Here is a 23,673-nt window from a genome sequence, read left to right on the forward strand (position 1 = left end):
GTCAGGCCGAACCATGCCCGCATCATCCCAGAGCACCGTGCGCAGCAGGTGAACCCCGCGTCCGGTAGTGCCGGCCGCTGGCCGGCATCGCCTACCGCTTATTCCAGCGCGTAGCGCAGGGTAAACAGCACCGCCACCAGCCACACCGCCGGATGCACTTCGCGCCAGCGGCCGGTACCGGCCTTCAGCGCGGCGTAGGCGATGAAGCCGAACGCCAGGCCATTGGCAATCGAGTAGGTGAACGGCATCGCCAGTGCACACAGCGCGGCCGGCACCGATTCGGTCAGGTCGCTCCAGTCCACTTCCACCAGCTCACGCAGCATCAGCCCGGCCACGAACAGCAGTGCTGGCGCGGTGGCGTAGCTGGGCACCATCGCCGCCAGCGGCGAGAACAGCAGCGCGGCCAGGAACAGCGCCGATACCACCAGTGCGGTCAGGCCGGTGCGGCCGCCGACCTGCACGCCCGAGGCGCTTTCGGCAAAGGCCGTGGTGCTGCTGGTGCCGAGCATCGAACCGGCCACGATCGCGGTGCTGTCGGCCAGCAGCGCACGGCCGAAGCGCTTCTGCGCGCCCGGCAGCTTCAGCAGGCCGGCGCGGCCGACCACGCCATACAGGGTGCCGGTGGCATCGAACACTTCCACCAGCACGAACACCAGCACCACCTGCAGCAGCACCGCGATCGGCGCACCGCCGTCATGGTGCAGCAGGCCCGGCAGGTCCAGCTGCAGGAAGGTGGGTGCCAGGCTCGGCGGCAGCGAGACCAGACCCTGGTACTGCACGTCGCCCAGCGCCCAACCGGCGCCGGTCACCGCCAGGATGCCGATCAGGATCGCGCCACGGATGCGACGCGCTTCCAGCACCGCGATCAGCAGGAAACCGGCCAGCGCCAGCAGCGGCGGCGCCGTGTTCAACGGGCCCAGCGCCACCAGCGTGTCTTCATTGCCGACGATCACGCCGGACTTCTGCAGCGCGATGATCGCCAGGAACAGGCCGATGCCGGCCACGATGGCCGAGCGCAGCGACGAAGGAATGCCCGACACCAGCCATGCACGCACGCCAGTCAGCGACAGCACCAGGAACACCAGGCCGGAGATGAACACCGCGCCCAGTGCCTGCTGCCACGGCAGGCCGGCAGCGCCGACCACGGTGAAGGCGAAGAACGCGTTCAGGCCCATGCCGGGCGCCATGCCGACCGGGAAGTTGGCGGCCAGCGCCATCACCGCCGAACCCAGTGCAGCCGCCAGGCAGGTGGCCACGAACACCGCGCCCGCATCCATGCCGGTGGTGCCGAGAATCTCGGGATTGACGAAGACGATGTAGGACATCGTCAGGAAGGTGGTGACACCGGCCAGCAGCTCGGTGCGCACGGTGGTGCCGTGCTGTTGCAGCTGGAACAGGCGCTCGAACAGGGACATGGGGGAATCTCGCGACAATAATGCGTCACGACCAACGGTCGTGACCTACCCGAATGCAGAACGTGGGTGCCGACCGTTGGTGGTGGGTACCGACCGTTGGTCGGTACGCTTCACAGCGTCACCACCAACGGCGGTGACCTACCAAAAGGAGAAAGGCCGCGCGAGCGCGGCCTTTCCGGTTGCCTTACTTCAGTGCCTTGAAGCGCAGGCGCTTCGGCGCGGCGTCGTCGCCCATGCGGCGGCGCTTGTCTTCTTCGTACTCGCGGTAGTTGCCCTGGAAGAACTCCACGTGCGAGTCGCCTTCGAACGCCAGGATGTGGGTCGCGATGCGATCCAGGAACCAGCGGTCATGCGAAATGACGAAGGTGTTGCCCGGGAACTCCAGCAGCGCATCTTCCAGCGCACGCAGGGTTTCGATGTCCAGGTCGTTGGACGGTTCGTCGAGCAGCAGCACGTTGCCACCCTGCAGCAGGGTCTTGGCCATGTGCAGGCGGCCACGCTCACCACCGGACAGCGAACCAACCATCTTCTGCTGGTCCTGGCCCTTGAAGTTGAAGCGGCCGATGTAGGCGCGCGACTGGATCTCGATGCCGTTGATGTTGAGGATGTCCAGGCCGCCAGCGATTTCCTGGAAGACGTTGTGGTTGCCTTCCAGCGCGTCGCGGCTCTGGTCCACGTAGGACAGCTTCACGGTCGGGCCGACCACGATCTCGCCGGTATCCGGCTTTTCCTGGCCGGTGATCATCTTGAACAGGGTCGACTTACCGGCACCGTTCGGGCCGATGATGCCGACGATGGCGCCGGCCGGCACCAGGAAGCTCAGGTTGTCGAACAGCAGGCGGTCGCCGAACTTCTTGGAGACGTTCTTGAACTCCATCACCGCATTGCCCAGGCGCTCGCCCGGCGGGATGAAGATTTCATTGGTCTCGTTGCGCTTCTGGTAATCGACCGACTGCAGCTCTTCCAGGCGGGCCAGACGGGCCTTGCCCTTGGTGCGGCCGCCCTTGGCGTTCTGGCGCGACCACTCCAGTTCCTTCTGGATCGCCTTCTGGCGGGCCTTTTCCTGGTTGTCTTCCTGCTTCAGGCGCTCATCCTTCTGGGTCAGCCAGTCGGTGTAGTTGCCCTTCCACGGAATGCCGCGGCCGCGGTCCAGTTCCAGGATCCACTCGGCGGCGTTGTCCAGGAAGTAGCGATCGTGGGTAACGGCCACCACGGTGCCGGTGTAGCGCGCCAGGAACTGTTCCAGCCATTCCACCGACTCGGCGTCCAGGTGGTTGGTCGGTTCGTCGAGCAGCAGCATGTCCGGCTTCTGCAGCAGCAGGCGGCACAGCGCCACGCGGCGCTTTTCACCACCGGACAGCTTGCCGACCACGGCATCCCACGGCGGCAGGCGCAGCGCATCGGCGGCCACGTCCAGCTGGTTCTCCAGGGTGTGCGCGTCGCCAGCGGCCAGGATCGCCTCCAGGCGCTCCTGTTCCTTGGCCAGCGCGTCGAAGTCGGCGCCTTCCTCGGCGTAGGCCAGGTACACCGCGTCCAGCGCGGCCTGGGCCTGCAGCACTTCGCCCACGCCTTCCTCGACCGCTTCACGCACGGTCTTGGTCGGGTCCAGTTCCGGTTCCTGCGCCAGGTAGCCGACCTTGATGCCCGGCTGCGGGCGGGCTTCGCCCTCGAAATCGGTGTCCACGCCGGCCATGATCTTCAGCACGGTGGACTTGCCGGCGCCGTTCAGGCCCAGCAGGCCGATCTTCGCGCCCGGGAAGAAGGACAGCGAGATGTCCTTGATGATCTGCCGCTTGGGCGGGACCACCTTGGACACGCGGTTCATGGTGTAGATGTATTGCGAGGACATGCGGTCTCCGTAGGCGCGGCCCTGCGCCCGACCCGTCACGGGAACATCCCGTTGCGGCAGCGGGCACAGACTGAAATGGAATACCGCCAATTATAGCCGGAACCGGTTCCGGGCCGCGCCCGGGCAGGGGCGCCGGGCTGGCCGCGGCCTGAATACCCGGTCACAGTCCTGTAGCGGGAAGCGTTTCCAGCCGGAAACGGTTCAGATCGGGTGCGCAATATGGGCTCACCACCCACCCGAGCAGAGGTCTGACATGCGCATCAATCGAGTAATGGCCGGCGCCGTGGCCTCTGTGCTGGCGCTCGGCGCCGTGGCCCCGGCCTTCGCCGACAACGACCACCGCCGCGACCATGATCGCCGCGAGTGGCGCGAGGACCGCCGCGAGTGGCGCCAGGATCGCCGTGACTGGGAGCGCGACCGCCGCGAGGCCCGGCGCGACTACCGCCAGGATCGCCGCGAGTGGCACCGCGACCATGACCGCTACTACCGCCCGGCACCGCCGCGTGTGGTGTACCGCCCGGCCTATGGCCCGGGCTACGGCTGGAAGGTCGGCCATCGCTACCGCGACTACTACCGTGGCCCGATCTATGTGGTGAACGACTACCCGCGCTATCACCTGCGTCGCCCGCCGTATGGCCACCACTGGATCCGCGATGACCGCGGCAACATGCTGCTGGTGGCCATCGCCACCGGTGTGATCGCCCAGTACGTGCTCAGCAGCCGCTGAGTCCGCAGCCACCTCCACGCATGGCGTGGATCTACCGGTACGCCGGTACAGCGCACTCGAAACCATACGGGGCCGGATTCCTTCGGGGATGCCGGCCCCGTCCGTTTCGGCCCCGGCAGGCCCGGTGCGGAGCTACAATCGGGGGCTGAGCCGTACCCCTTTTCCCTGCCTGCTGGAGTACCCGATGTTCCCGCGTGACGTCCGCATCGAATCCTACGATCCCGAACTGGCCAAGGCCATCGCCGCTGAAACCCAGCGCCAGGAAGACCACGTCGAGCTGATCGCCAGCGAGAACTACACCAGCCCGGCGGTGATGGAAGCGCAGGGCAGCCAGCTGACCAACAAGTACGCCGAAGGCTACCCGGGCAAGCGCTACTACGGTGGCTGCGAATACGTGGACATCGCCGAGCAGCTGGCGATCGACCGCCTGAAGCAGCTGTTCGGCGCCGACTACGCCAACGTGCAGCCGCACAGCGGCTCGCAGGCCAACCAGGCCGTGTACTTCGCCCTGCTGCAGCCGGGTGACACCATCCTCGGCATGAGCCTGGCCCACGGCGGCCACCTCACCCACGGTGCCAAGGTCAATGCCTCGGGCAAGCTGTTCAACGCCGTGCAGTACGGTGTGAACGACCAGGGCCTGATCGATTACGACGAAGTCGAGCGCCTGGCCCTGGAGCACAAGCCGAAGATGGTCGTGGCCGGCTTCTCGGCCTACTCGCAGGTGATCGACTGGGCGCGCTTCCGCGCCATCGCCGACAAGGTCGGCGCCTACCTGTTCGTCGACATGGCCCACATCGCCGGCCTGGTCGCCGCTGGCGTCTACCCGAGCCCGCTGGAGCACGCGCACGTGGTCACCTCGACCACCCACAAGACCCTGCGCGGCCCGCGTGGCGGCATCATCGTCGCCAAGGGCGCCGACGAAGACCTGGTCAAGAAGCTGCAGTCGATCGTGTTCCCGGGCATCCAGGGCGGTCCGCTGATGCACGTCATCGCCGGCAAGGCCGTGGCCTTCAAGGAAGCGCTGGAACCGGGCTTCAAGGCCTACCAGCAGCAGGTGGTGAAGAACGCCCAGGCGATGGCCAACACGCTCATTGCGCGCGGCTACAAGATCGTCTCCGGTGGCACCCAGAACCACCTGATGCTGGTCGACATGATCGGCAAGGACGTGTCCGGCAAGGACGCGGAAGCCGCGCTGGGCAAGGCCCACATCACCGTCAACAAGAACTCGGTGCCGAACGATCCGCGTTCGCCGTTCGTGACCTCGGGCCTGCGCCTGGGCACCCCGGCGGTGACCACCCGTGGTTACGTCGAACAGGATTGCGTGGATCTGGCCAACTGGATCGCCGACGTGCTCGACGCACCGAACGATGACGCCGTCATCGCCCGCGTGCGCGACGCCGTCAGCGCGCAGTGCCGCAAGTACCCGGTCTACGGCTGATCGCAGCAGGGGTCGGATCGAAGCAGGGGTCGGATCCCTTCCCGCAGGGAAGGGCTCTGACCCCGGTATCGGAGCAACTGCGCATGGATGAGCGCCACCTCAAGTACCTCTACACCGTCCTGGCGGTGCTGTTCGGCCTGCCCAGCCTGGCGATGGGCGGCGCGGCGGCGACGATGCTGCTGCTGATGGGGCTGGGCCAGTTTGGTCATGGCACGCTGGCCTCGGTAACGGTGATGCCGCTGTGGGGCCTGGCCGGCATTGCCGGCTGCCTGGCCTGGTTGTGGCTTAGCGCGGGTTTTCTGATGCAGGGGCGTGCCGGGCTGCACGTGCACCGCCTCTGGTGGTGGATGCTGCTGGCGGGCGGTCTCGCCGCCTTGCCGCCGCTGGGGCTGGCGCTGTGGTGGGGCATCGCCGTGCACGGCGAAGGCCTCGGCTTGTTGCTGCTGGGCCCGTCGATGCTGGTGCCGGCTGCGATGCTGGTGTGGATCAAACGCCGCGGATGATGCGGCCCAGGGAAGGAAACCGAACGCATGGATGAGCGTCTGCACAAACGCTGGATGGCCATTGCCGGCCTGTTGGTGGGCCTGCCAACGGTGGCCGCCGGAGGCACGGGTGCCGTGCTGGGTCTGATGGTCGTATGGGATGGCAAGTACCTGACCGGTGACGAGTACAGGATCCTGCTGCTGTGGTCGTCGGCCGGGATCATCGGCCTGCTGTCGTGGTTGTGGCTGAGCGGCCTGTTCCTTTGGCGCGGTGTTACCGGCCTGCGCCAATCGCCGGTTGTCGCCTGGATAGGCCTGGCGCTGGGAAGCCTGGCCGCGCTGGGCGTGGTCGCCGCCACGCTGTACTTCACCTTCAAGCGCGGGGAGATCTCGACCCTGGCCTTCTTCGGGTTCGGCCCGCCGCTGCTGGTGATGGCAGGGCATCTGGCGTGGCTGCGTTGGGCGCGCGCGGCCTCGGCGCCGCCGGCACCCGGTTGAACGCGCAGCGCTGACCGCGCTGGAGGCTCTGTTCGGCCGAAATGCAGGCACTTCCGCGCAGACAGCATTTGCTGCGGGGCCCTTTCTCAGGTACCTTTGCGACGCTGCCATGACCGTGGCAATAGGTACTTTCCTGAGCCAGGCGTTCCATGCACTGCCCCTTCTGCCAACATGCCGATACCCGGGTCATCGACTCGCGCGTCTCCGAAGACGGCGCGACGATCCGTCGTCGGCGTGAATGCGAAGCCTGTGGCGAGCGCTTCAGCACCATGGAAACGGTGGAGTTGAAACTGCCCGCCATCGTCAAGAGCGATGGCACTCGTGAAGCATTCGACCAGCGCAAGGTCCGCGCTGGCTTCGACCGCGCGCTGCAGAAGCGTGCGGTGGCCGAAGACAAGATCGAAGCGGCGGTACGCGCCGTGGTCCACCAGCTGCGCATCAGCGGCGAGCGCGAAGTGCCCTCGATCAAGGTCGGCGAGTTCGTCATGAACGAACTGCGCAAGCTCGACCATGTCGGCTACGTACGCTTCGCGTCGGTCTACCGCAGCTTCGAGGACGTGGCCGATTTCCGCGAGGAGATCGAGAAGCTGGAGCGTGACCTGCCCTCCAGTACCGAACAGCTGCAGCTGCTGGGCGACGTGATCGCCCTGACCAAGAAGAAGAAGGGCTGACCGCCCCGGTAGATGCCAACCTTGGTTGGCACCGATGGCACATCCACTGGTGGGTGCCAACCGTTGGTTGGCACTGATGGCATGGATCCACACCAACGGCGCTACCATGGCCGCATGACCACCCCGTTCTCCGTTCTCGACCACCTGCACATGGCCAACGCACTGCGTCTGGCCGAGCGTGCCGCCTACACCACCCGCCCCAACCCGATGGTCGGCTGCGTCATCGCCCACGGCGAACGTGTGGTCGGGCAGGGCTGGCACCAGCGCGCCGGTGGACCGCACGCTGAGGTGTTCGCCCTGCGCGAGGCCGGCGGCGAAGCACGCGGTGCCACCGCCTACGTCACCCTGGAACCCTGCGCACACTACGGTCGTACGCCGCCGTGTGCGCTGGCCCTGATTGAAGCGGGCGTGTCGCGTGTGGTTGCCGCCATGCGCGATCCATTTCCGAAGGTCGATGGGGGTGGCTTTGATCTGCTGCGCAACGCCGGCATCGAGGTCGCCGAAGGGCTGATGGCGGCGCAGGCACGCGAGCTCAACAAGGGCTTCCTGTCGCGTGTGGAGCGCAACCGGCCGTGGCTGCGGGTGAAGCTGGCGGCCAGCCTCGACGGTCGTACCGCAATGGCCGATGGCAGCTCCAAGTGGATCACCGGGCCGGCTGCGCGCGAAGACGTGCAGCACTGGCGCGCGCGTGCGGGTGCGATCCTGACCGGCGCCGACACGGTGCTGGCCGACGACCCGATGCTGACCGTGCGCCTGGCGGACACCGAAGTGATGCCGCCGTTGCGCGTGGTACTCGATGCGCGCCTGCGCTCGCTCGAATGCAGGCGCGTGCGCGAGGGCGGGGCACCGACGCTGTACCTGCACGACGCGGCGGTGAGCGCACCGGACGCGGCCGACGCAGAATTTGCCAGCGTACCCAGTGTTGACGGCCGTCTCGATCTTGGCGCGGTGCTGGCACTGCTGGCCGAACGCGGCATCAACGAGGTGCACACCGAAGCCGGCGCGACGCTGGCTGGCGCGCTGCTGCGCGGCGGCTGGGTGGACGAACTGCTGATGTATCAGGCGCCCACGCTGCTGGGCGATAACGGTCGTCCGCTGCTGGCCGGTCTCGGTATCGATGCCATGGACCAGCAGCGTCGCCTGCGCGTGGTCGACCAGCGCCAGGTCGGCGAGGACATCAGGCTGCTGCTGCGCCCGTGAGGGAATGACGCGAAGCAGGGGCGATGCCCTTGTCGTCAGGCATCCTCGTCGTCTTCTTCGCCGACGGGGCACTGGCCCTTCCATTGCTGCTTCCACAGTGCATGCAGGTTGCGGCAGTACGCGCCCAGTGCCTTGCCCGGCAGGTTCTTCGCCTTCAATCGCAGCTGGTGACGGGTAAAACCGTCGTCGTACTCATGCGGCAACACCAGCACGGCACACTGATCGTGGTACATCAGGAACGCGTGGCAGTCGTCGTCTTCGCTCATCCACGCATCCAGCTGCCGGTCGCTCAGCAGGGTTGACTCGAACGCAACCGCTGGGATGACCGAGAAGGTCGTAATCCTGGACTTGGGAACTTTGGCTTGCCCGCACGCCACCAGTGCCAGCAGCGTCAGCAACATGACCATGGTCGACGTCGTGCGGTGTTTCATGCGGTTGCCCCGATGGAAGAGGGCAACAGCATTGACCATGCAGGCCACGCAGGGCCATGCAACGGTTCTGAAAGTGCGGCCGCCCTCGTCGTCGGCGACAATGAGCCGAGCGTGGGCTCGGCTCTACACGCGGCTCACGCGCACTCGTCGGTCCACATCATCTCAGCGATCGGGCGCAGTGCCTTGCACTCCTGCGTCATCTCATCGGCCGACTGCACCTGTGCCTTGGCCTTCAGCTCCTCGGCCATGGCGTCCACGCCGCTGATCTGGTCCGGTGCGATCTTCGCCACGCAGGCACGATGCTGCTGCAGCAGCAGGTCGCAGCCCGGTACACCGGTCACCTTCGGCGCGTTGGCCGCCTGCGCGTCCTGCATCCAGTCCTCGAACGGTGCCAGCGCACCGGCCACGGTGCCCACCAGGTCATCGAAGTTGCCGCTGTACCAGTAGCCGTTGTCCTTGGCCGGATACAGGGTGAAGGTGCCGCTGACCGGCACGCGCGAACCACTCTGCAGCGCCTGGGTGTAGGCATCGGTGAACTGCTTGCGCGAGGCCGGGCTGGCGTCGGATGCGAGGCTGGCGGCGAACAGCGGGCGCACCTTGCCCAGGTCGGGCAGCTGGCAGCTGTAGGTGATCCGCGCCAGCTTCTGGTCTTCAACGTATTCGTTGTCTTCGATCACGCTCTTGGTGGCGCGGCACTTCGAATCACGCAGCGCCTTGGCATACAGCGCTTCGGTGGCTGCAGCGTCGACCTTGGCGCCGGTGCTGGCCAGTACGGTCTGCCAGGGTTCGGCCAATGCCTTGGCCAGCGCACCCGGGTTCGGGGTCACAGCGTCCTGGCCTTCGAATGCCGGTTTCAGTGCGTCGTTGAGCGCGCGCGTGGCGGTCGCGTCGTCTTCCAGCAGGGTGCGTGCATACAGGTCGAACGCCTGTTCGGGCGATAGCGTGGCCGGGGCGGCCGTGGCGATCAGCGGGGCGCACAGCAGCATGCTGGCCAGCAGAGTACGGGTGGGGGTCTTCATGACGGTGTTTTCCTGTTCCAGAGGCGCGCAAGCCTAGCGCATCTGCGTGGACTTTCGATGGCGCGATGGGGTCACGAGGTCGTGTATGTCGGCCAAAAAAACGGGCCCCTTGCGGGGCCCGTTCGATCGCACGACGAGGAGCGATCGCTGGATCAGAAGCTGGCGCGGACGCCGGCCGAGTACTGGGTGACGTCGCGGTAGCCGGAGATCTCGCCCACCAGACCCCAGGTCCTGGTGAAGTTGATCTGGCCACCGATGGTGCCGACCCAGGTGCCCTTGTAGTTGTTGCCGCCGTCCATGTAACCGGCCTTGGCCCAGGCTTCGGTCATGCGCGACGGCTTGCCGCGGATGCCCATGGTGGCGCGGGCCAGGTTGGTGTGGTCCTTGTAGCGGTCGCTGTAGCCGTCATAACGATCGGTCAGCTCAGCGTTCTGGCGCACCCAGGCGATGTCGGCGGTGAAGTCGACGCGGTCGGTCCACGGCATGTGGTAGCCGATGCCCAGCTCCGGCTGATTCAGTTCAACCTTCAGCGAACCGTCGCTGTAGTGATAGGTCTTGCTGGTGCGCGACCAGCCACCAAACACGTAGACCTGTTCGGCGATGGCCACGGAGCCACGCAGGTAGCCGCCGTCGACCTTCGGGTCGTCCAGTGCGTTGTCGTCAACCTTGACCTGCGTCCAACCGCCTTCAACGTAGGTGTAGCTCAGGGCGTCGGCCGAAGCCGAGAGCGGGGCGGCGGCCAGCAGGGCGGCCACGATCAGCATCTTGCGCATGGGAATTCCTGTGAATTTCAGTCCTTTGGCGGGCCTGCCCAGCGGGCTGCCCGTGGCGACCTCATGTCGTCCGGGGTAGAATTTTAATGAAAGTTTTACAAATTGCGAGCGACGGCCGTCACAGCTGTGGCATCCGACCCCGTTCAGCACGGGCTGGTACACTAGCCACGCCGGTTCGCCGGTACACAAACGTCTTCAGGGCGGGGTGCAATTCCCCACCGGCGGTAGGTGCGCAAGCACGAGCCCGCGAGCGCCCCGGCCCACGGCCGGGGGTCAGCAGATCCGGTCCAATGCCGGAGCCGACGGTCATAGTCCGGATGAAAGAAGACGGTGCCACAGGGCTCATGCCCTGCGTGCGCCTGTTTGCCTTGCGGCGTTTTTCGCTCACTTTTCGCGGAGAACGTTACTTGTTTACTGGAATCATCGAAGGCGTCGGCCGTCTGGCCGCACGCGAATCCATTGGCGGCGATGTCCGCTTCACCTTCAATGTCGGGAATCTGCCGTTCGACAACGTGCAGATGGGCGAGAGCATTGCCATCAACGGCGTCTGCCTCACCGTCATCGCATTCGACGCCAGCAGCTTCCAGGCCGATGCCTCCACCGAGACCCTGGGCCTGACCACGCTGGGCCAGCTGGGCGAGGGTGCGGTCATCAACCTGGAACGCGCCATGCGCCCGACCGACCGCCTCGGCGGCCATCTGGTCAGCGGCCACGTCGACGGCCTTGGCCAGGGGCTGTCCATCCACGAAGACGCGCGGGCCCGGGGTGGGCTTTTCGCAGCGCCGGCCTCGCGGCGCCGCTACATCGCGAGGGGGGGCGCGCTCGGGGGGGGGGGGGGGCCCCGGTGGGGGGGGGGGGGGGGGGGGGTTTTGTGGGCCCCCTCCCCCCCCCCGCGGGGGGCCCCCCCCCCCCCCCCGGGGGGGGGGGGGGGGGGGGGTTTTTTCCGTTACGTCGAGCGATTGATGGGTGTGCCGACCAACGGTCAGCACCCACCTGCCAACGGCCAGCACCCGCATGGAGATGCAGCATGAACTTCGCCCCGATTCCAGAAATCCTGGAAGACATCCGCCTGGGCCGCATGGTCGTCATCGTCGATGACGAAGACCGCGAGAACGAAGGCGACCTGATCATGGCCGCCGAGCTGGTCAAGGCCAGCGACATCAACTTCATGGTCACCCATGGCCGTGGCCTGGTGTGCCTGCCGCTGAACCGCACCCGCGCCGCCGATCTCGGCCTGGCGCCGATGGTGCAGGCCAATACCGCGCAGTTCCAGACCAATTTCACGGTCAGCATCGAGGCCGCCGAGGGCGTCACCACCGGCATCTCGGCGCATGACCGCGCGCATACCATCCGCACCGCGGTGAAGCCCAACGCCAAGCCGTCGGACCTGCACCAGCCGGGCCACATCTTCCCGCTGATCGCCCAGCCGGGCGGCGTGCTGACCCGCGCCGGCCACACCGAGGCGGCCGTGGACATGGCCATGCTGGCCGGGCTGGAACCGGCCGGCGTGCTGGTGGAGATCCTGAACCCGGATGGCAGCATGGCGCGCCGCCCGGAGCTGGAAGTGTTTGCCCGCGAGCACGGCCTGAAGATGGGCTCCATCGCCGACCTGATCGCCTACCGTCTGGCCACCGAGAAGACCGTCGAGCGCGTCGATGAACGCGACATCGATACCGAATTCGGCCCGTTCAAGCTGGTCACCTATCGCGACCGCATCGCCCACGACGTGCATTTCGCCCTGGTGCGCGGCACTCCGGATGCCGAAACGCCGACCCTGGTGCGCGTGCAGGTGGAAAACCCGCTGGCCGACCTGCTGCACTGGCGCCGCGATGACTTCGGCGTGGCTGCCACCGATGCCCTGCGCGCGATCGATGCCGAAGGCGCCGGCGTGATGGTGGTGCTGTCGGCCCCGCGCGACGGCGAGGCCCTGCTGGCCCGCCTGCGCCAGCAGCCGGCGCCGGTGGTACCGGGCAAGGACAAGGACGTGAGCCAGTGGCGCCGCAATGGTGCTGGCGCACAGATCCTGTCCGACCTGGGCCTGGGCAAGCTGCGCGTACTGGGCACCCCGCGCCGCCAGATCGGCCTGGCCGGCTACGGCCTGGAAGTGGTGGAGACGGTGACCCTGTAATGGGTAGTGCCGGCCGTTGGTCGGCACGCCCCGGGCCCCCATCGGCCACGGCCGGGGCCCATCCACGCTAGAATTACCCCCTTATCGAGTCCCCCAAGCCGCATATGAGCCACTTCGAAGGCGATCTTCGCACTCCCGAATCGGCGCGCTTCGCCATCCTGGCCAGCCGCTGGAACGCCCGCATCACCGACACGCTGGTCGCTGGCGCCCGCCAGAGCCTGGCTGGCAACGGCATCACCGAAGCCAACATCGACGTGATCCGCGTGCCGGGTGCCTGGGAACTGCCGCTGGTGGCCGCGCGCCTGGCCGCCGCCCACGAACACGCCGCTATCCTTACCCTGGGGTGCGTGATCCGTGGCGATACCCGCCACTACGAGCACGTGGCCGATCGCTGCGCCGAAGGCCTGATGCGCGTGCAGCTGGACTTCGGCGTGCCGGTGCTGAACGGCGTGCTGGCGGTGGAACGCGTTGAAGACGCCGAGGCCCGCGCAGGCGGCAGCCACGGCAACAAGGGCGAGGAAGTCGCACTCGCCGCATTGGAAATGGTCAATCTTCTGGAGCAGCTGCCATGAACAAGAACACCCAGGGCAAGCCCTCCGGTAAACCCGTCCGCCGTGATGGCGTCGATCCGGTGCTGCGCTCGCGCGCGCGCCGTCGTGCTGTGCAGGCCATCTACGCCTGGCAGATCTCCGGCGGCAACGCCCAGTCGCTGATCGCCCAGTTCGCCCACGAGCAGGCCCGCGAAATCGCCGACCTGGCGTACTTCGAAGCACTGCTGCACGGCGTGCTCGACAACCGCCGCGACATCGACGAAGCGCTCGGCCCGTACCTGGACCGTGGCATCGAAGAAGTGGACGCGATCGAACGCGCGGTGCTGCGCCTGGCCGCCTACGAGCTGCGCTACCGCCTGGACGTGCCGTACCGCGTGGTGATCAACGAAGCCATCGAATCGGCCAAGCGCTTCGGTTCCGAGCATGGCCATACCTACGTCAACGGCGTGCTGGATCGTGCCGCCGTGGAATGGCGCAAGGTCGAATCGGGTCACTGACCCACCTGTGGTAGTGCCGGCCGCTGGCCGGCAGCTGCAGGGATCCTGAGGTTGCCGGCCAGCGGCCGGCACTACCGCCCACCGCGCACCGCGCGGCACGTACAACAGCGGGAACGCCCCTTGTCCCTGGCCGAATTCGCCCTCATTGACCGCATCCGCGCCCGTACCCTCGAGCGCGACGACATCCTGCTCGGCATCGGCGACGACGCTGCGCTGCTGCAGCCGCGTGCCAATGAGCAACTGGTGGTCACTGCCGACACGCTCAACAGCGGCGTGCACTTCCCGGTGGAAACTCCGGCCTTCGACATCGGCTGGAAGACCCTGGCGGTCAACCTGTCGGACCTGGCTGCGATGGGCGCGCGCCCGGCGTGGTGCACGCTGGCGTTGTCGCTGCCGGAAGCCTCTGAAGACTGGATCGATGCGTTCGCCGATGGCTTCTTCGCCCTGGCCGACCAGCACGACATTGCGTTGATCGGCGGTGACACCACGCGCGGTCCGTTGTCGCTGTCGGTGACCGCGATGGGCCAGGTCGGTCGTGGCCAGGCCCTGCGTCGCGACCGCGCGCAGCTTGGCGATGACATCTGGGTGAGCGGCACGCTCGGCGATGCCGCCGGTGCGCTGCGCCTGTGGCAACAAGCTGCGCTGAGCATCGCCACCGCCACGCTGCTGGCCGACTACGAAAGCCTGCGCCTGCGCCTGCTGCGGCCGACGCCGCGTGTGACCCTGGGCCTGCGCCTGCGTGCGTTCGCGCATGCCGCAGTGGACGTGTCCGATGGCCTGCTGGCCGATCTGGGTCACATCGCCACGCGCAGCAACGTGGCCGCGCATGTGGATGCCGATTCGCTTCCGATCTCGCACGCGCTGCGTGAACTGCTCGGCCGCGATGGCGCGCGCGACTGCGCACTGCGCGGTGGTGACGACTACGAGCTGTGCTTCACCGCCGCCGCCGACCAGCGCGATGCGCTGCACTATCTGGCCGAATCGCTGGACGTGCCGCTCACCCGAATCGGCCGCATCGCCGAAGGGCAGGGCGTACACGTGGATGGCGAAGCCGCCGACGGCGGTTACCAGCACTTCGCCTGATCCGGAACGCCGGACATGGCCCGGCGCTGCCACGCGACTGAAACCGCCGGGCATGACCGGGTGCTGCCGTATCGGTGCGCGGTTGCTGGATGACATCGACGCTGCAGAGCCGAGCCTACGCTCGGCTCACGCGCGAAGCGCGGCTTTCATCGCGATGTGCCCCATGGCAGCCGAGCATGGGCTCGGCTCTGCAAATGTCGCTAAGCTGCCTGCAACTGCGCATCCAGTACTCAGTCAGCCTGCGGCTGCCTGCCGCGATGCTGCTGCAGGCAGGACTCACACGTGACCGTTGCCAGCGACCGCGCATCGTTGACCGCGGCCAGGGCCTGCTCCAGGATCGGCGCGAGGTCATGTGGCAGGCGCGCAGCGGCTTCGCCAAGAGTGGTGATGACATGGGGATAGAGAGGCTTGTACATCTCGGCATCCTTGTTCGCAGGGCGTGGGCGCTGTTGCTTCGACCCAACCCGTTCGGCGGTTGCCAACGGCTCACAGAGATGCCGATGGTGCTGTCACTGCAGGCTCGCTGGACCAGGCAGCTGGCGCTCACGGCGGGCGTGGGTCAGAGCTGTGTGGTGCTGTTGGCGATATGTTCCTGGCAAAGGCGCAGTTTTCCCATGCAACAAGTTGCAAAGCACACTGGACACCGGAAGGAGCTTCAGTTGACGGCTGGCAGCGTGAAGGTCCGTAGCGGGCACAGTGCGACGCCTCCAGCTGGGGAGGGCTCCTGCGGGTCGTCGTCAACACATTGGCAGTGGCCCTACACCGGCGGCAGCACCTTGCCGGGGTTGAGGATGCCGTCCGGGTCCAGCGCGGCCTTGATCGCTCGCATCGTCGCCAGCGTTTCTGCGGTGAAGGCCTTCGCCATGAAATCTCGCTTGGCCAGGCCAATGCCGTGTTCTCCCGACAGCGTGCCGCCCAACGCCAGCGTCAGCTCGAAGATCTTTGGCAGCGCGGCATGCGCGCGCGCGTTCTCGTCGGCATCATCCGGGTGGTAGAGGATGTTGACGTGCAGGTTGCCGTTGCCGGCATGGCCGAAGGTGACGATGGTGAGTGCGTAGTCACGTGCCAGTGCCTGCACGCCGGCCACCAGTTCCGGAATGCGCGACACCGGTACCACCACGTCTTCGTTGATCTTGCCCGGCGCGACGCTGCGCAGTGCGGGCGACAACGCTTTGCGTGCGGCCCACAGCTGATCGCGTGCACGACCTTCCATCGCCACATCCAGTTCGATCATGCCGTCGCCCTCTGCGGCGCTGGCCAGCGCCTGCAGCAGGTAGGGCAGGGTGTCGTGGTCACCATCGGCTTCGACCAGCAGCATCGCACCGGCCTCCGGCACGTCGGCACCATTCAGCCGCAGCAGCTCCAGGCTGCGTGCGTCCATGAATTCCAGGCGCGTGGGCACCACCGGTTGCGACATCAATCGCGATACGGCGGCCGCGGCGGCATCGGCATCGCGGTACAGCACGCGCAGGCCGGCCTGGCTGACCGGCAGCGGGGTCAGTTTCAGCGTGGCTTCCACGATCAATGCCAGCGTGCCTTCGCTGCCCACCAGCAGATGCGTGAGGTCATAGCCGGTGGCGTCCTTGGTGTAGGCACCGCCGCAGCGGATCACGTCGCCGGTGCCGGTAACGGCAACCAGGCCCAGCACGTTGTCGCGGCTGGTGCCGTACTTCACCGCGCGCGGGCCGCCGGCATTGCAGGCCAGGTTGCCGCCGATGCTGCAGATCTCGGCGCTGGAGGGGTCCGGTGCCCAGAACAGGCCATGCGGGGCCAGCGCCTGCTGCAGGGCGCCGTTGAGCACGCCCGGTTGCACCACCGCGCAACGGTCACCGGTGCGGATCTCGACGATGCGGTCCATGCGGGTGAACGACAGCACGATGCTACCGGGCAGCGGCACCGCCGCGCCGGTGGTGCCGGTACCAGCGCCACGTGCGACCAGGGCCACGCCATGCGCACGGCAGGCCCGCACCAAAGCCTGCACCTGTTCGATGTCGGCTGGCAGCGCCACCGCCGCCGGGCGCTGGTGGCGCCATGAGTTGTCCTGCGCGTTTGCCTCCAGCGCGCCGTCATCCATGCGCCAGCCCTCCGCGCCCAGCAGGGCGGACAGTTCGGCAACCAGTGCAGCAGGCAGGGCAGGACTCATGACGGATCTCGTGGGGCAGCAGGAGCGGGTTGGATCAGTTTCCAGGCAACAACGGCGGTAGCCAGTGGCAGCCACACCCAGCGCAGTTCGGAGAGCAGGGTGGCCACGCCCCGCGCGCTGAAGAACTGCGGGGCGAAGGGTGAAACGCGGATGGGTCGCCACGGCGCGAAGAAGCGCTGTTCGCTCCATGGCCAGGCCAGAGCGACGCCGAGGCCGCCGGAGGTCATCGCATCCAGCAACGGATGGCTGGCGGCGCAGACGAAGACGAACACCGCCGCTTGTAGGGTCGATGCCACCGTTGGCCCTGCCTTGGTGGGTGCCAACCTTGGTTGGCACAGAAGCGCCGACCAAGGTCGGCGACTACCGGAGCTGTGTGGTGCCGACCAGGATCGGCGGCTACCAAAGAACGCCAACACCGCGGCCAATGCCGCCAGCACGCCGGCAAACAGCAACGAATGGCTGGCACCGCGATGTCCGAACGCATCGGCGTAGGGAATATGCAGTGCAAAGGCCAGCACGTCGGCATCGGGCAGCATCGCAGCGATCACACCGGCCGCCAGCAGGCGCGGTGGGATGCGGCCACGGTCAGCGGCGCACCAGAGCGCCAACGGCACAGCGGCATGGGTGATGATCGAAGGCATCAGTCACGCACCGTGGTTGTGCCGGCCAGGCTGCGCTCTGGTAGGTGCCAACCATGGTTGGCACAGAAGCGCCGACCAAGGTCGGCCTCTACCAGAGCGGACGGTAACCATCAGCAGTCATCCAGCCGGAATGCATCACGCAGCCACCGCAGCTGCGGCGGTTCACCACTGGCTTCAACCACATCGAAACGGCAGGGTGCATTGGCCAGTGCCGGGTTGTCCTGCAGGTACAGCTGCGCGGCATGCGCCAGGCGCCGGCATTTGCGCGCATCCACCGAAGCGGCGCCGCCACCGAAATCGGAGCGCGCGCGATAGCGCACTTCCACGAACACCACGGTACCGGCGTCATCCATCACCAGGTCCAGTTCACCGCCGCGATAGCGCACGTTGCGCGCACGCCGCTGCAGTCCGGCCTGTTGCAGATGCAGCTCGGCGGCGGCTTCCACCGCCGAGCCACGTTGGCTGCGCTCAGCGACCACCGACGATCGGCATCGGCCGGCCGCCATTGAAGGTGGACCATGCCGGCTGGCGCAGGATGTTGCCGTTGCTGTCCAGGAACAGGGTGCCGGTGGCACCGTCCAGGCCGCCCTCGTTGGACAGCTTGTCCAGATAGGCGGTGATCTTCCAGGCATCGGCACCGAAAGCGAACAGGCGGCCAGCGGCGCCGCGAGCGCTGGGCAGCGCGCTGGCCACCTGGCTGGCCGACGGCAGGCCGGACACGCTGCGCACATTCCAGGCTTCGTTCGGGTAGACGATGCCGTCCAGCGCCACGTCTTCTTCCACCTTGCCGCTGCCGACGGTCAGCTGCGAGGTGCCGACGCGGGTCGCGCCACCGGCACCGGCCAACGCCAGCTGCGGCGCCAGCAACCGGGCCTGCGGGGCGCGCACGGCGAGGAACACGGCATCGACCTGACCGGCATTGCGCACCTGCGCGCCGACATCGCCGACGGCTTCGCTGACATTGACCGTGGCCACCACCTGGCCGCCGCGCTGAGCGAAGCGCTGGGCAAAGGCGGCGGCGGAACGGCGGCCGGTGTCGTCGTTGCTGCTGATCACCAGCGCGCGGTTGCGCTCGCGGCCACGCAGGTACTCGGCGGCGACGATGCCGTCGTCTTCCGGTGCCAGCGAGAAACCAGCGCTGCCGGCCGGCGGTGCATCCTTGCCGCGGTTCAGGGCCAGCACCGGTACCTGCAGCTGCTGGCGGCCGTACACGGCGTCCACTTCGTCGCGGCCCAGCGGGCCGACCACGAAGTCGGCACCGGAGGCGACGGCCTTGTCGTAGGCGGCGAGGGCACCAGCCGGGGTGCCAGCGGTGTCGAAGAAATTGATGTCCGGGCGGCGACGGCTTTCACCGTAGTAGGCGCTCAACAGGCCATCGCGCACCGGCTGCGCGGCGGTGGCCAGGCGGCCGCTGAGCGGCAGCAGCACGGCCAGCTTGGCCGGCGGCCGGTAGCCGTCGCTCATCGCCGGCGGACGCTTGCTGGTATCAAACTGGGCCGCGCCATCGCGGTCGAACGGGCGCGGCAGCGGCAGGCCGCGCGCGATCAGCGCACGGCCGGCGAAGTTGTACAGAGGATCGTTGGCCGGCAGGGCAGCGGCACGGCTGCGCAAAGTGGCGTCGTCGAGGGTACCGAGCAGGCCGGCGATGGCGGCCTGGTTCTCGCTGCGCGCACTGCCGGTCAGGCTGGCATGGGCGCGTGCACGTTCGGTGGCGGCGCCGAAGGCATCGCCGGTGCCCTGCAGGGCCTGGGCGCGGGCCAGCAGCCAGCGGGTGCGCAGGCCGACCGCAACACTGTCGGCATGATCCTTCAGCAGGGCCAGCGCCTGCGCCGGTTGCTTGTCGGCCAGCGCCAGCTCGGCACCGGTCAGCTGGTAGCGCTGCAGGCTGGCGCCGGACAGCTGGCGGGCGGTGAGCTGGCCCAGCAGGCTGCGCGCGCGCGCACTGTCACCGGCCAGGTGCCAGGCCCAGGCCGCGTCGGCCAGCGCGTTGCTGCGAGCGCCGCCGCGCAGGGTGGCGGCCAGGGCTTCCAGCTGCAGCGCGGCGTCGCGTGGCTTGCCCTGTTCGATCAGCGCCAGCGCCTGGCTCTGGGCCGGCGAATCGGGCGTGCTGGTCAGGCTGGTGGTGGCACAACCGGCCAGCAGCATCAGCGACAACGACAGGGCGGAGATCCGTGCGGCGGGCTTGTTCATGATCGGGTCCATGCGATGAGGGCAGCGGCCTTGGCCGGGTACACGCTACGATTCTACCCTTGCCCCGTGAGTACCGCTGAAATGAGTGTGCCAACCCTGTACGTCGTCGCCACCCCGATCGGCAACCTGGCCGATCTGAGCCCGCGCGCGCAGGAGGTGCTGCGGTCGGTGGCGGCCATCTGTGCTGAAGACACCCGCCGCAGTGGCCAGCTGCTGTCCCATTTCGGCATCCAGCAGCCGTTGGTGGCCCTGCACGAACACAATGAAGAGGCCCTGGCCCAGCGCCTGGTCTCGCGCCTGCAGGCCGGCGAATCGCTGGCGCTGGTCAGTGATGCCGGCACCCCGCTGGTCAGTGATCCCGGTTTCCGCCTGGTGCGTGCTGCGCGCGCGGCGGGCATCAAGGTCAGCCCGATTCCCGGCGCCTGTGCTGCCATCGCCGCGCTGAGCGTGGCCGGCCTGCCCAGCGACCGTTTCAGTTTCGAGGGTTTCCTGCCGGCCAAGGCCAGCGGCCGCCGCGACCGCCTGCAGGCGCTGGCCGGTGAAGTACGCACCATGGTGTTCTACGAATCCTCGCACCGCATCGCCGAATCGCTGGCCGACATGGCGGCGATCTTCGGCGGTGAGCGCCCGGCGGTGTTGGCCCGCGAGCTGACCAAGCTGTTCGAGACCGTGCTCGATGGTGACCTGGCCGGCCTGTTGGCGAAGGTGGAAGCCGACGAGAACCAGCGCAAGGGCGAGTTCGTGGTGATGGTGCAGGGTGCCGGCGACGATGAGGAAGCGCAGCTGGCGCATGGCCGCCGTGTCTACGCCAAATTGAGCGAGCATCTGCCGCCGTCGACCGCCGCCAAGCTGGCTGCCGAGCTGACCGGCGCACCGCGCAAGGCGTTGTACGGCAGTTGATGGATCGTGCGGACCAAGGTCCGCACCCACCAACGCGGAATCCGCACCCTCCAGAGCAGCGGAGTCGGTAGATCCACGCCATGCGTGGATGGATGAACCGGACGCTGCGATCAGCACGGCAGGAAGGGCGTGCGTAGGCTAGAATGTGCACTGGCGGAGCCGGCCAGACAGTCGCGTCATCCTTTCGGGGGTGCCGAGGAAAGTCCGGGCTCCATAGGGCAAGGTGCCAGGTAACGCCTGGGCGGCGCAAGCCGACGGAAAGTGCAACAGAAAGATACCGCCTACGTCTTCTTCGGAAGGCCGGTAAGGGTGAAATGGTGCGGTAAGAGCGCACCGCGAGTCTGGCAACAGACCGGCACGGCAAACCCCACCTGGAGCAAGACCAAATAGGGATCCTTTGGCGCGGCCCGCGTTGGATCCGGGTAGGTTGCTTGAGCGTTGCGGTGACGTAACGCCTAGAGGAATGACTGTCCACGACAGAACCCGGCTTATCGGCCGGCTCCGCCTCCTTCTTCCATATGCGTGAACCGCGCATCGGTAGTGCCGGCCGCTGGCCGGCAGCGTCACGATGCCTGCAGGGCGGACAGAGTGCCGGCCAGCGGCCGGCACTACCTCGACGCCGCGTGTTCCTCAACCCGGCGTGCGGTACTGCCCGGCGGAGATGAACTGCGAGAAGCGCTCGCACCACACCACGACCGTGGTGTAGTCGTCCACGTTGACGTCATCGGGTACATCGACCAGGAAGCGGTTGAAGGTCTTCACTTCACCGATGCGTTTCGCCTGTGCCTTGATCTTCAGGAAGTCGGCCTTGTTGTCGACGAAGTCGCGGACCAGGTACACCTTGTAATCCGGGCCCGGCCCCATCTTGCCGTCGAAGGCGACCTGGCGCGGGCTGACGCTGATTTTGCCTTCCGCCCAATGCACTGCATCGCTGCCCTTGAGGTCGCGGCGAAAGGTGGTGCGGTAGGGGGCATCAGTCATGGCGGCCTGCACCTGTGCGACCGGCGGGTCATCGGGGGCAATCAGGATCGGCAGGAAGTACACGCCCAAGCCGAAGCCAAGGCCGAGGGTGAGCAGGTGGGTGACGATCAGGATGAGGATGCGGCGCATGGGGCCTCCATGGGGGTTGCGGTCGATCGCGCGGCGGGGTGCCGGGCGCCACCACCCTGGGAGGTCAGGGGCGACATTTATAGACACAGTGCCGATTGCGAAAAGGGCACAGTGGGCGGACTGCGACGCCGGAGCCCCTGTGGCGTGGGCGGATCGCGGTCGCGGTTGGAAGCTGAATGACGTTTCGAGCCCGTTGCGATGACGACTGCCGTCGCGTGGATCGCGACAACGCGATGCCCGGTAGTGCCGGCCGCCGGCCGCCAGCTTCATGGCGCATCCAAAGATCCAGAGGTTGCCGGCCAGCGGCCGGCACTACCCTGCTGGAAAGGAATTCCCGCCAGCGGCCGGCACGACCCGGTCAGAAAATGACGTGACTCTGTCCGTTGGCTGCGCCCTGTGGGCCAAAGCGGCGCTCGTGGATCTGGCCGTGGCCGTCGGCGTCGATCAGCAGCACGGTGCTGGCGCGGGTGCCGTAGTCGTCGCCGCGGATGAAGGCGGGGCTCAGCCAGCGCTCGCGTTCCAGGCCGATGCCGGTGTCGGGCAGGTCGCTGTCGGCGGGGCGATGTTCGTCGGCCAGGGCGGCCCAGAGCGGGGTCAGGTCCGGGGTCAGATCCTTTTCGCTTTGCGAAAGGGATCTGACCCGGTCTTCCTGCAGCCAGGCTTCAAGGGCCGCCATCAGCCGCCGGGTCTTCGGCCAGGGCGCGTCCAGCGCACCGTTGGACATGCCATGCACGCCCGGGCCCAGGCTCTGCCGCTCGGCGGGGTGGTTGCCCAGAAACTCCAGGCTGTGGCCGTCGGCCAGCAACAGGTTGAACGGCGCGTAGGCGCCGGCCACCGTTGCCAACCGGTCGATATGCACGGCGGCCGGGTCGCGGCCGCGCAGGAAGTCGGCCACCAGCGCGCCCCGTGAAGGACCGGTCTGGGAGGTCAGCGGATCACGCACATTGGTGACCACCGCCATCCGGCCTGCGGCACCGACGCCCGCCCAGCCGCCGCCGGAGCGCAGGTCGCGCCCCCCGATGACGGAGGTCTCATCTTGCCAGGGGGCCAGCGCCGCCGTCGGGCGGGCGTGGAACTCATCACGGTTGCCGGTCATCACCAGCCGCCAGCGCGGGTGGTGCATCCAGCCAAGAGCGAGCAGGCACATGGCCTCATTGTGCACGGTTTGCGCAGTCTGGCGCCGCTTCCAGCCCGTTTTGGATGAATGCGCGGCCGATGTTTCACGCGCTGTCCACAGCCCTGAACTTCCGTTCAATCTCAAAAATTGAGACGGATCAGCAACTTGTGGATAAGCCTTGAACAATTCTCTAAAGGTTGTTGCAAGCCATTGATGTGGCTGGCGATTTCCCCGCTGAAAAGTTGTTGACAACCCTTCGGCCGCTGCTAAGGTGGGCATCAGAGGGAAATCCGGGTGTTTTGTGGGTTTTCGTGGTTCAATGTTTCACCGGGCGAAGGATAGGTGCACGCGTCGTGTTCCAGGGCGAGACGGCCATCACAGTTGACGATAAAGGGCGCATGGCGGTTCCCACCGCTTACCGCGACCTCGTCGCGCGCGCCAGCAACAACCGTCTCGTGCTGACCTACAACCCGTTCGAAGCCGGCTGCCTGTGGCTGTATGCAGAGTCGGAATGGGAGCGGGTCCGCGACGACGTGATGTCCAAGCCCAACACCCAGCGCGTCGTGCGCCTGTTGCAGCAGAAGCTGGTCGGCTCGGCCGCCCATCTTGAGCTGGACGGCAACGGTCGCATCAGCATCCCCGCCAGCCACCGCGGTGCGGTGGGCATTGAGAAGAAGGCGGTATTGCTCGGTATGGGCGACAAGTTCGAATTGTGGAGCGAGCAGGCGCATCGGGCCCTGATCCAGCAGACATTGTCTGACGAGGATCTGGGTGATGGGTTGCTCGACCTGAAGTTGTGAGCCGGGGTGC

At 67.3% G+C, this 23,673-nt stretch carries 24 protein-coding genes, 1 other RNA gene, 1 pseudogene and 1 riboswitch; of the genes and pseudogenes, 14 read left to right on the plus strand and 12 right to left on the minus strand.

Annotated elements, in window-relative coordinates:
- Positions 1-98: 98 nt before the first annotated feature.
- Both ACZK33_RS03070 and ettA read right to left on the minus strand, forming a co-directional pair.
- Positions 99-1,415, minus strand: coding sequence for an NCS2 family permease (locus ACZK33_RS03070; RefSeq protein WP_005408048.1), 1,317 nt, complete (start codon positions 1,413-1,415; stop codon positions 99-101).
- A 184-nt stretch (positions 1,416-1,599) separates the two neighbouring features.
- Positions 1,600-3,264, minus strand: coding sequence for an energy-dependent translational throttle protein EttA (gene ettA, locus ACZK33_RS03075; protein ID WP_005412220.1), 1,665 nt, complete (start codon positions 3,262-3,264; stop codon positions 1,600-1,602).
- 253 nt (positions 3,265-3,517) lie between these two features.
- Here ettA and ACZK33_RS03080 point away from each other — a divergent pair, with 253 nt between their 5' ends.
- The 6 genes from ACZK33_RS03080 to ribD all read left to right on the plus strand — a co-directional run bounded on the left by ACZK33_RS03080 (position 3,518) and on the right by ribD (position 8,280).
- Positions 3,518-3,991: an RcnB family protein gene (locus tag ACZK33_RS03080; RefSeq protein ID WP_154262284.1), complete on the plus strand. Its 474-nt coding sequence runs from the start codon at positions 3,518-3,520 to the stop codon at positions 3,989-3,991.
- 184 nt (positions 3,992-4,175) lie between these two features.
- Positions 4,176-5,429: a serine hydroxymethyltransferase gene (gene glyA / locus ACZK33_RS03085; protein ID WP_423175412.1), complete on the plus strand. Its 1,254-nt coding sequence runs from the start codon at positions 4,176-4,178 to the stop codon at positions 5,427-5,429.
- An 83-nt stretch (positions 5,430-5,512) separates the two neighbouring features.
- Positions 5,513-5,932, plus strand: a complete 420-nt coding sequence (locus ACZK33_RS03090; protein WP_293795842.1) for a hypothetical protein — start codon at positions 5,513-5,515, stop codon at positions 5,930-5,932.
- Between the two features lie 27 nt (positions 5,933-5,959).
- Positions 5,960-6,409 carry a hypothetical protein gene (locus ACZK33_RS03095; RefSeq protein WP_049462848.1) on the plus strand — a complete coding sequence of 150 codons (450 nt, stop codon included), beginning with the start codon at positions 5,960-5,962 and terminating at the stop codon, positions 6,407-6,409.
- A 149-nt stretch (positions 6,410-6,558) separates the two neighbouring features.
- On the plus strand, positions 6,559-7,080 hold the full coding sequence (gene nrdR, locus ACZK33_RS03100) for a transcriptional regulator NrdR (RefSeq protein ID WP_004143350.1): 522 nt from the start codon (positions 6,559-6,561) through the stop codon (positions 7,078-7,080).
- Between the two features lie 114 nt (positions 7,081-7,194).
- A complete protein-coding gene (ribD, locus tag ACZK33_RS03105) occupies positions 7,195-8,280 on the plus strand; it encodes a bifunctional diaminohydroxyphosphoribosylaminopyrimidine deaminase/5-amino-6-(5-phosphoribosylamino)uracil reductase RibD (protein ID WP_423175409.1) in 1,086 nt (361 codons plus the stop codon).
- A 35-nt stretch (positions 8,281-8,315) separates the two neighbouring features.
- On the opposite strand, the gene ACZK33_RS03110 is transcribed toward ribD, so the two are convergent.
- The 3 genes from ACZK33_RS03110 to ACZK33_RS03120 form a co-directional block, all read right to left on the minus strand.
- Entirely contained in the window at positions 8,316-8,750 is a 435-nt protein-coding gene (locus ACZK33_RS03110) for a hypothetical protein (protein ID WP_478454102.1), read from the minus strand.
- Positions 8,751-8,845: 95 nt separating this feature from the next.
- On the minus strand, positions 8,846-9,730 hold the full coding sequence (locus tag ACZK33_RS03115) for a hypothetical protein (protein ID WP_423175405.1): 885 nt from the start codon (positions 9,728-9,730) through the stop codon (positions 8,846-8,848).
- A gap of 152 nt (positions 9,731-9,882) precedes the next feature.
- Positions 9,883-10,503, minus strand: coding sequence for a hypothetical protein (locus tag ACZK33_RS03120; RefSeq protein ID WP_032128042.1), 621 nt, complete (start codon positions 10,501-10,503; stop codon positions 9,883-9,885).
- A gap of 187 nt (positions 10,504-10,690) precedes the next feature.
- A riboswitch (FMN riboswitch) is annotated at positions 10,691-10,836 on the plus strand.
- A gap of 74 nt (positions 10,837-10,910) precedes the next feature.
- On the opposite strand from ACZK33_RS03120, the pseudogene ACZK33_RS03125 reads away from it, so the two are divergent.
- The 5 genes and pseudogenes from ACZK33_RS03125 to thiL form a co-directional block, all read left to right on the plus strand.
- A pseudogene (locus ACZK33_RS03125) lies at positions 10,911-11,327 on the plus strand (riboflavin synthase family protein); the annotation flags it as partial.
- A 203-nt stretch (positions 11,328-11,530) separates the two neighbouring features.
- Positions 11,531-12,631 (plus strand): 3,4-dihydroxy-2-butanone-4-phosphate synthase, encoded by a 1,101-nt coding sequence (gene ribB / locus ACZK33_RS03130; protein WP_125894905.1) that lies wholly within the window; start codon positions 11,531-11,533, stop codon positions 12,629-12,631.
- A 104-nt stretch (positions 12,632-12,735) separates the two neighbouring features.
- Positions 12,736-13,203: a 6,7-dimethyl-8-ribityllumazine synthase gene (ribH, locus tag ACZK33_RS03135; RefSeq protein WP_005408061.1), complete on the plus strand. Its 468-nt coding sequence runs from the start codon at positions 12,736-12,738 to the stop codon at positions 13,201-13,203.
- Entirely contained in the window at positions 13,200-13,679 is a 480-nt protein-coding gene (gene nusB / locus ACZK33_RS03140; protein WP_005408062.1) for a transcription antitermination factor NusB, read from the plus strand. The genes ribH and nusB overlap by 4 nt, the downstream gene beginning before the upstream one ends.
- 126 nt (positions 13,680-13,805) lie before the next feature.
- Complete coding sequence (thiL, locus tag ACZK33_RS03145; protein WP_423175282.1) at positions 13,806-14,762, plus strand: thiamine-phosphate kinase; 957 nt, start codon at positions 13,806-13,808, stop codon at positions 14,760-14,762.
- Between the two features lie 230 nt (positions 14,763-14,992).
- On the opposite strand, the gene ACZK33_RS03150 is transcribed toward thiL, so the two are convergent.
- The 5 genes from ACZK33_RS03150 to ACZK33_RS03170 all read right to left on the minus strand — a co-directional run bounded on the left by ACZK33_RS03150 (position 14,993) and on the right by ACZK33_RS03170 (position 19,736).
- The gene (locus ACZK33_RS03150; protein ID WP_423175281.1) at positions 14,993-15,178 is read right to left on the minus strand and encodes a hypothetical protein; all 186 of its coding nucleotides are present in this window, start codon (positions 15,176-15,178) and stop codon (positions 14,993-14,995) included.
- Between the two features lie 341 nt (positions 15,179-15,519).
- Positions 15,520-16,905 carry an FAD-binding oxidoreductase gene (locus ACZK33_RS03155; RefSeq protein ID WP_423175280.1) on the minus strand — a complete coding sequence of 462 codons (1,386 nt, stop codon included), beginning with the start codon at positions 16,903-16,905 and terminating at the stop codon, positions 15,520-15,522.
- Positions 16,902-17,546: a metal-dependent hydrolase gene (locus tag ACZK33_RS03160; RefSeq protein ID WP_423175279.1), complete on the minus strand. Its 645-nt coding sequence runs from the start codon at positions 17,544-17,546 to the stop codon at positions 16,902-16,904. Before ACZK33_RS03160 ends, ACZK33_RS03155 begins: the two co-directional genes overlap by 4 nt.
- A 110-nt stretch (positions 17,547-17,656) precedes the next feature.
- Positions 17,657-18,025 carry a YraN family protein gene (locus ACZK33_RS03165; protein WP_032128038.1) on the minus strand — a complete coding sequence of 123 codons (369 nt, stop codon included), beginning with the start codon at positions 18,023-18,025 and terminating at the stop codon, positions 17,657-17,659.
- Entirely contained in the window at positions 18,015-19,736 is a 1,722-nt protein-coding gene (locus ACZK33_RS03170) for a penicillin-binding protein activator (RefSeq protein ID WP_125895337.1), read from the minus strand. Before ACZK33_RS03170 ends, ACZK33_RS03165 begins: the two co-directional genes overlap by 11 nt.
- Positions 19,737-19,817: 81 nt before the next feature.
- Between ACZK33_RS03170 and rsmI the strand changes: the two genes are divergently transcribed.
- Entirely contained in the window at positions 19,818-20,636 is an 819-nt protein-coding gene (gene rsmI, locus ACZK33_RS03175) for a 16S rRNA (cytidine(1402)-2'-O)-methyltransferase (RefSeq protein ID WP_005412235.1), read from the plus strand.
- Positions 20,637-20,791: 155 nt separating this feature from the next.
- Positions 20,792-21,143, plus strand: an RNA gene (rnpB, locus tag ACZK33_RS03180) — RNase P RNA component class A.
- Between the two features lie 123 nt (positions 21,144-21,266).
- Here rnpB and ACZK33_RS03185 read toward each other — a convergent pair.
- Together ACZK33_RS03185 and ACZK33_RS03190 are read right to left on the minus strand one after the other, a co-directional pair.
- Positions 21,267-21,746 carry a DM13 domain-containing protein gene (locus ACZK33_RS03185; protein ID WP_154352005.1) on the minus strand — a complete coding sequence of 160 codons (480 nt, stop codon included), beginning with the start codon at positions 21,744-21,746 and terminating at the stop codon, positions 21,267-21,269.
- 358 nt (positions 21,747-22,104) lie between these two features.
- Positions 22,105-22,893, minus strand: coding sequence for an NRDE family protein (locus ACZK33_RS03190; RefSeq protein ID WP_423175278.1), 789 nt, complete (start codon positions 22,891-22,893; stop codon positions 22,105-22,107).
- A 368-nt stretch (positions 22,894-23,261) separates the two neighbouring features.
- On the opposite strand from ACZK33_RS03190, the gene ACZK33_RS03195 reads away from it, so the two are divergent.
- On the plus strand, positions 23,262-23,663 hold the full coding sequence (locus tag ACZK33_RS03195) for a division/cell wall cluster transcriptional repressor MraZ (protein ID WP_008266948.1): 402 nt from the start codon (positions 23,262-23,264) through the stop codon (positions 23,661-23,663).
- Positions 23,664-23,673 lie beyond the last annotated feature (10 nt).

It is taken from the genome of Stenotrophomonas sp. 86156_Sma (assembly GCF_056481625.1).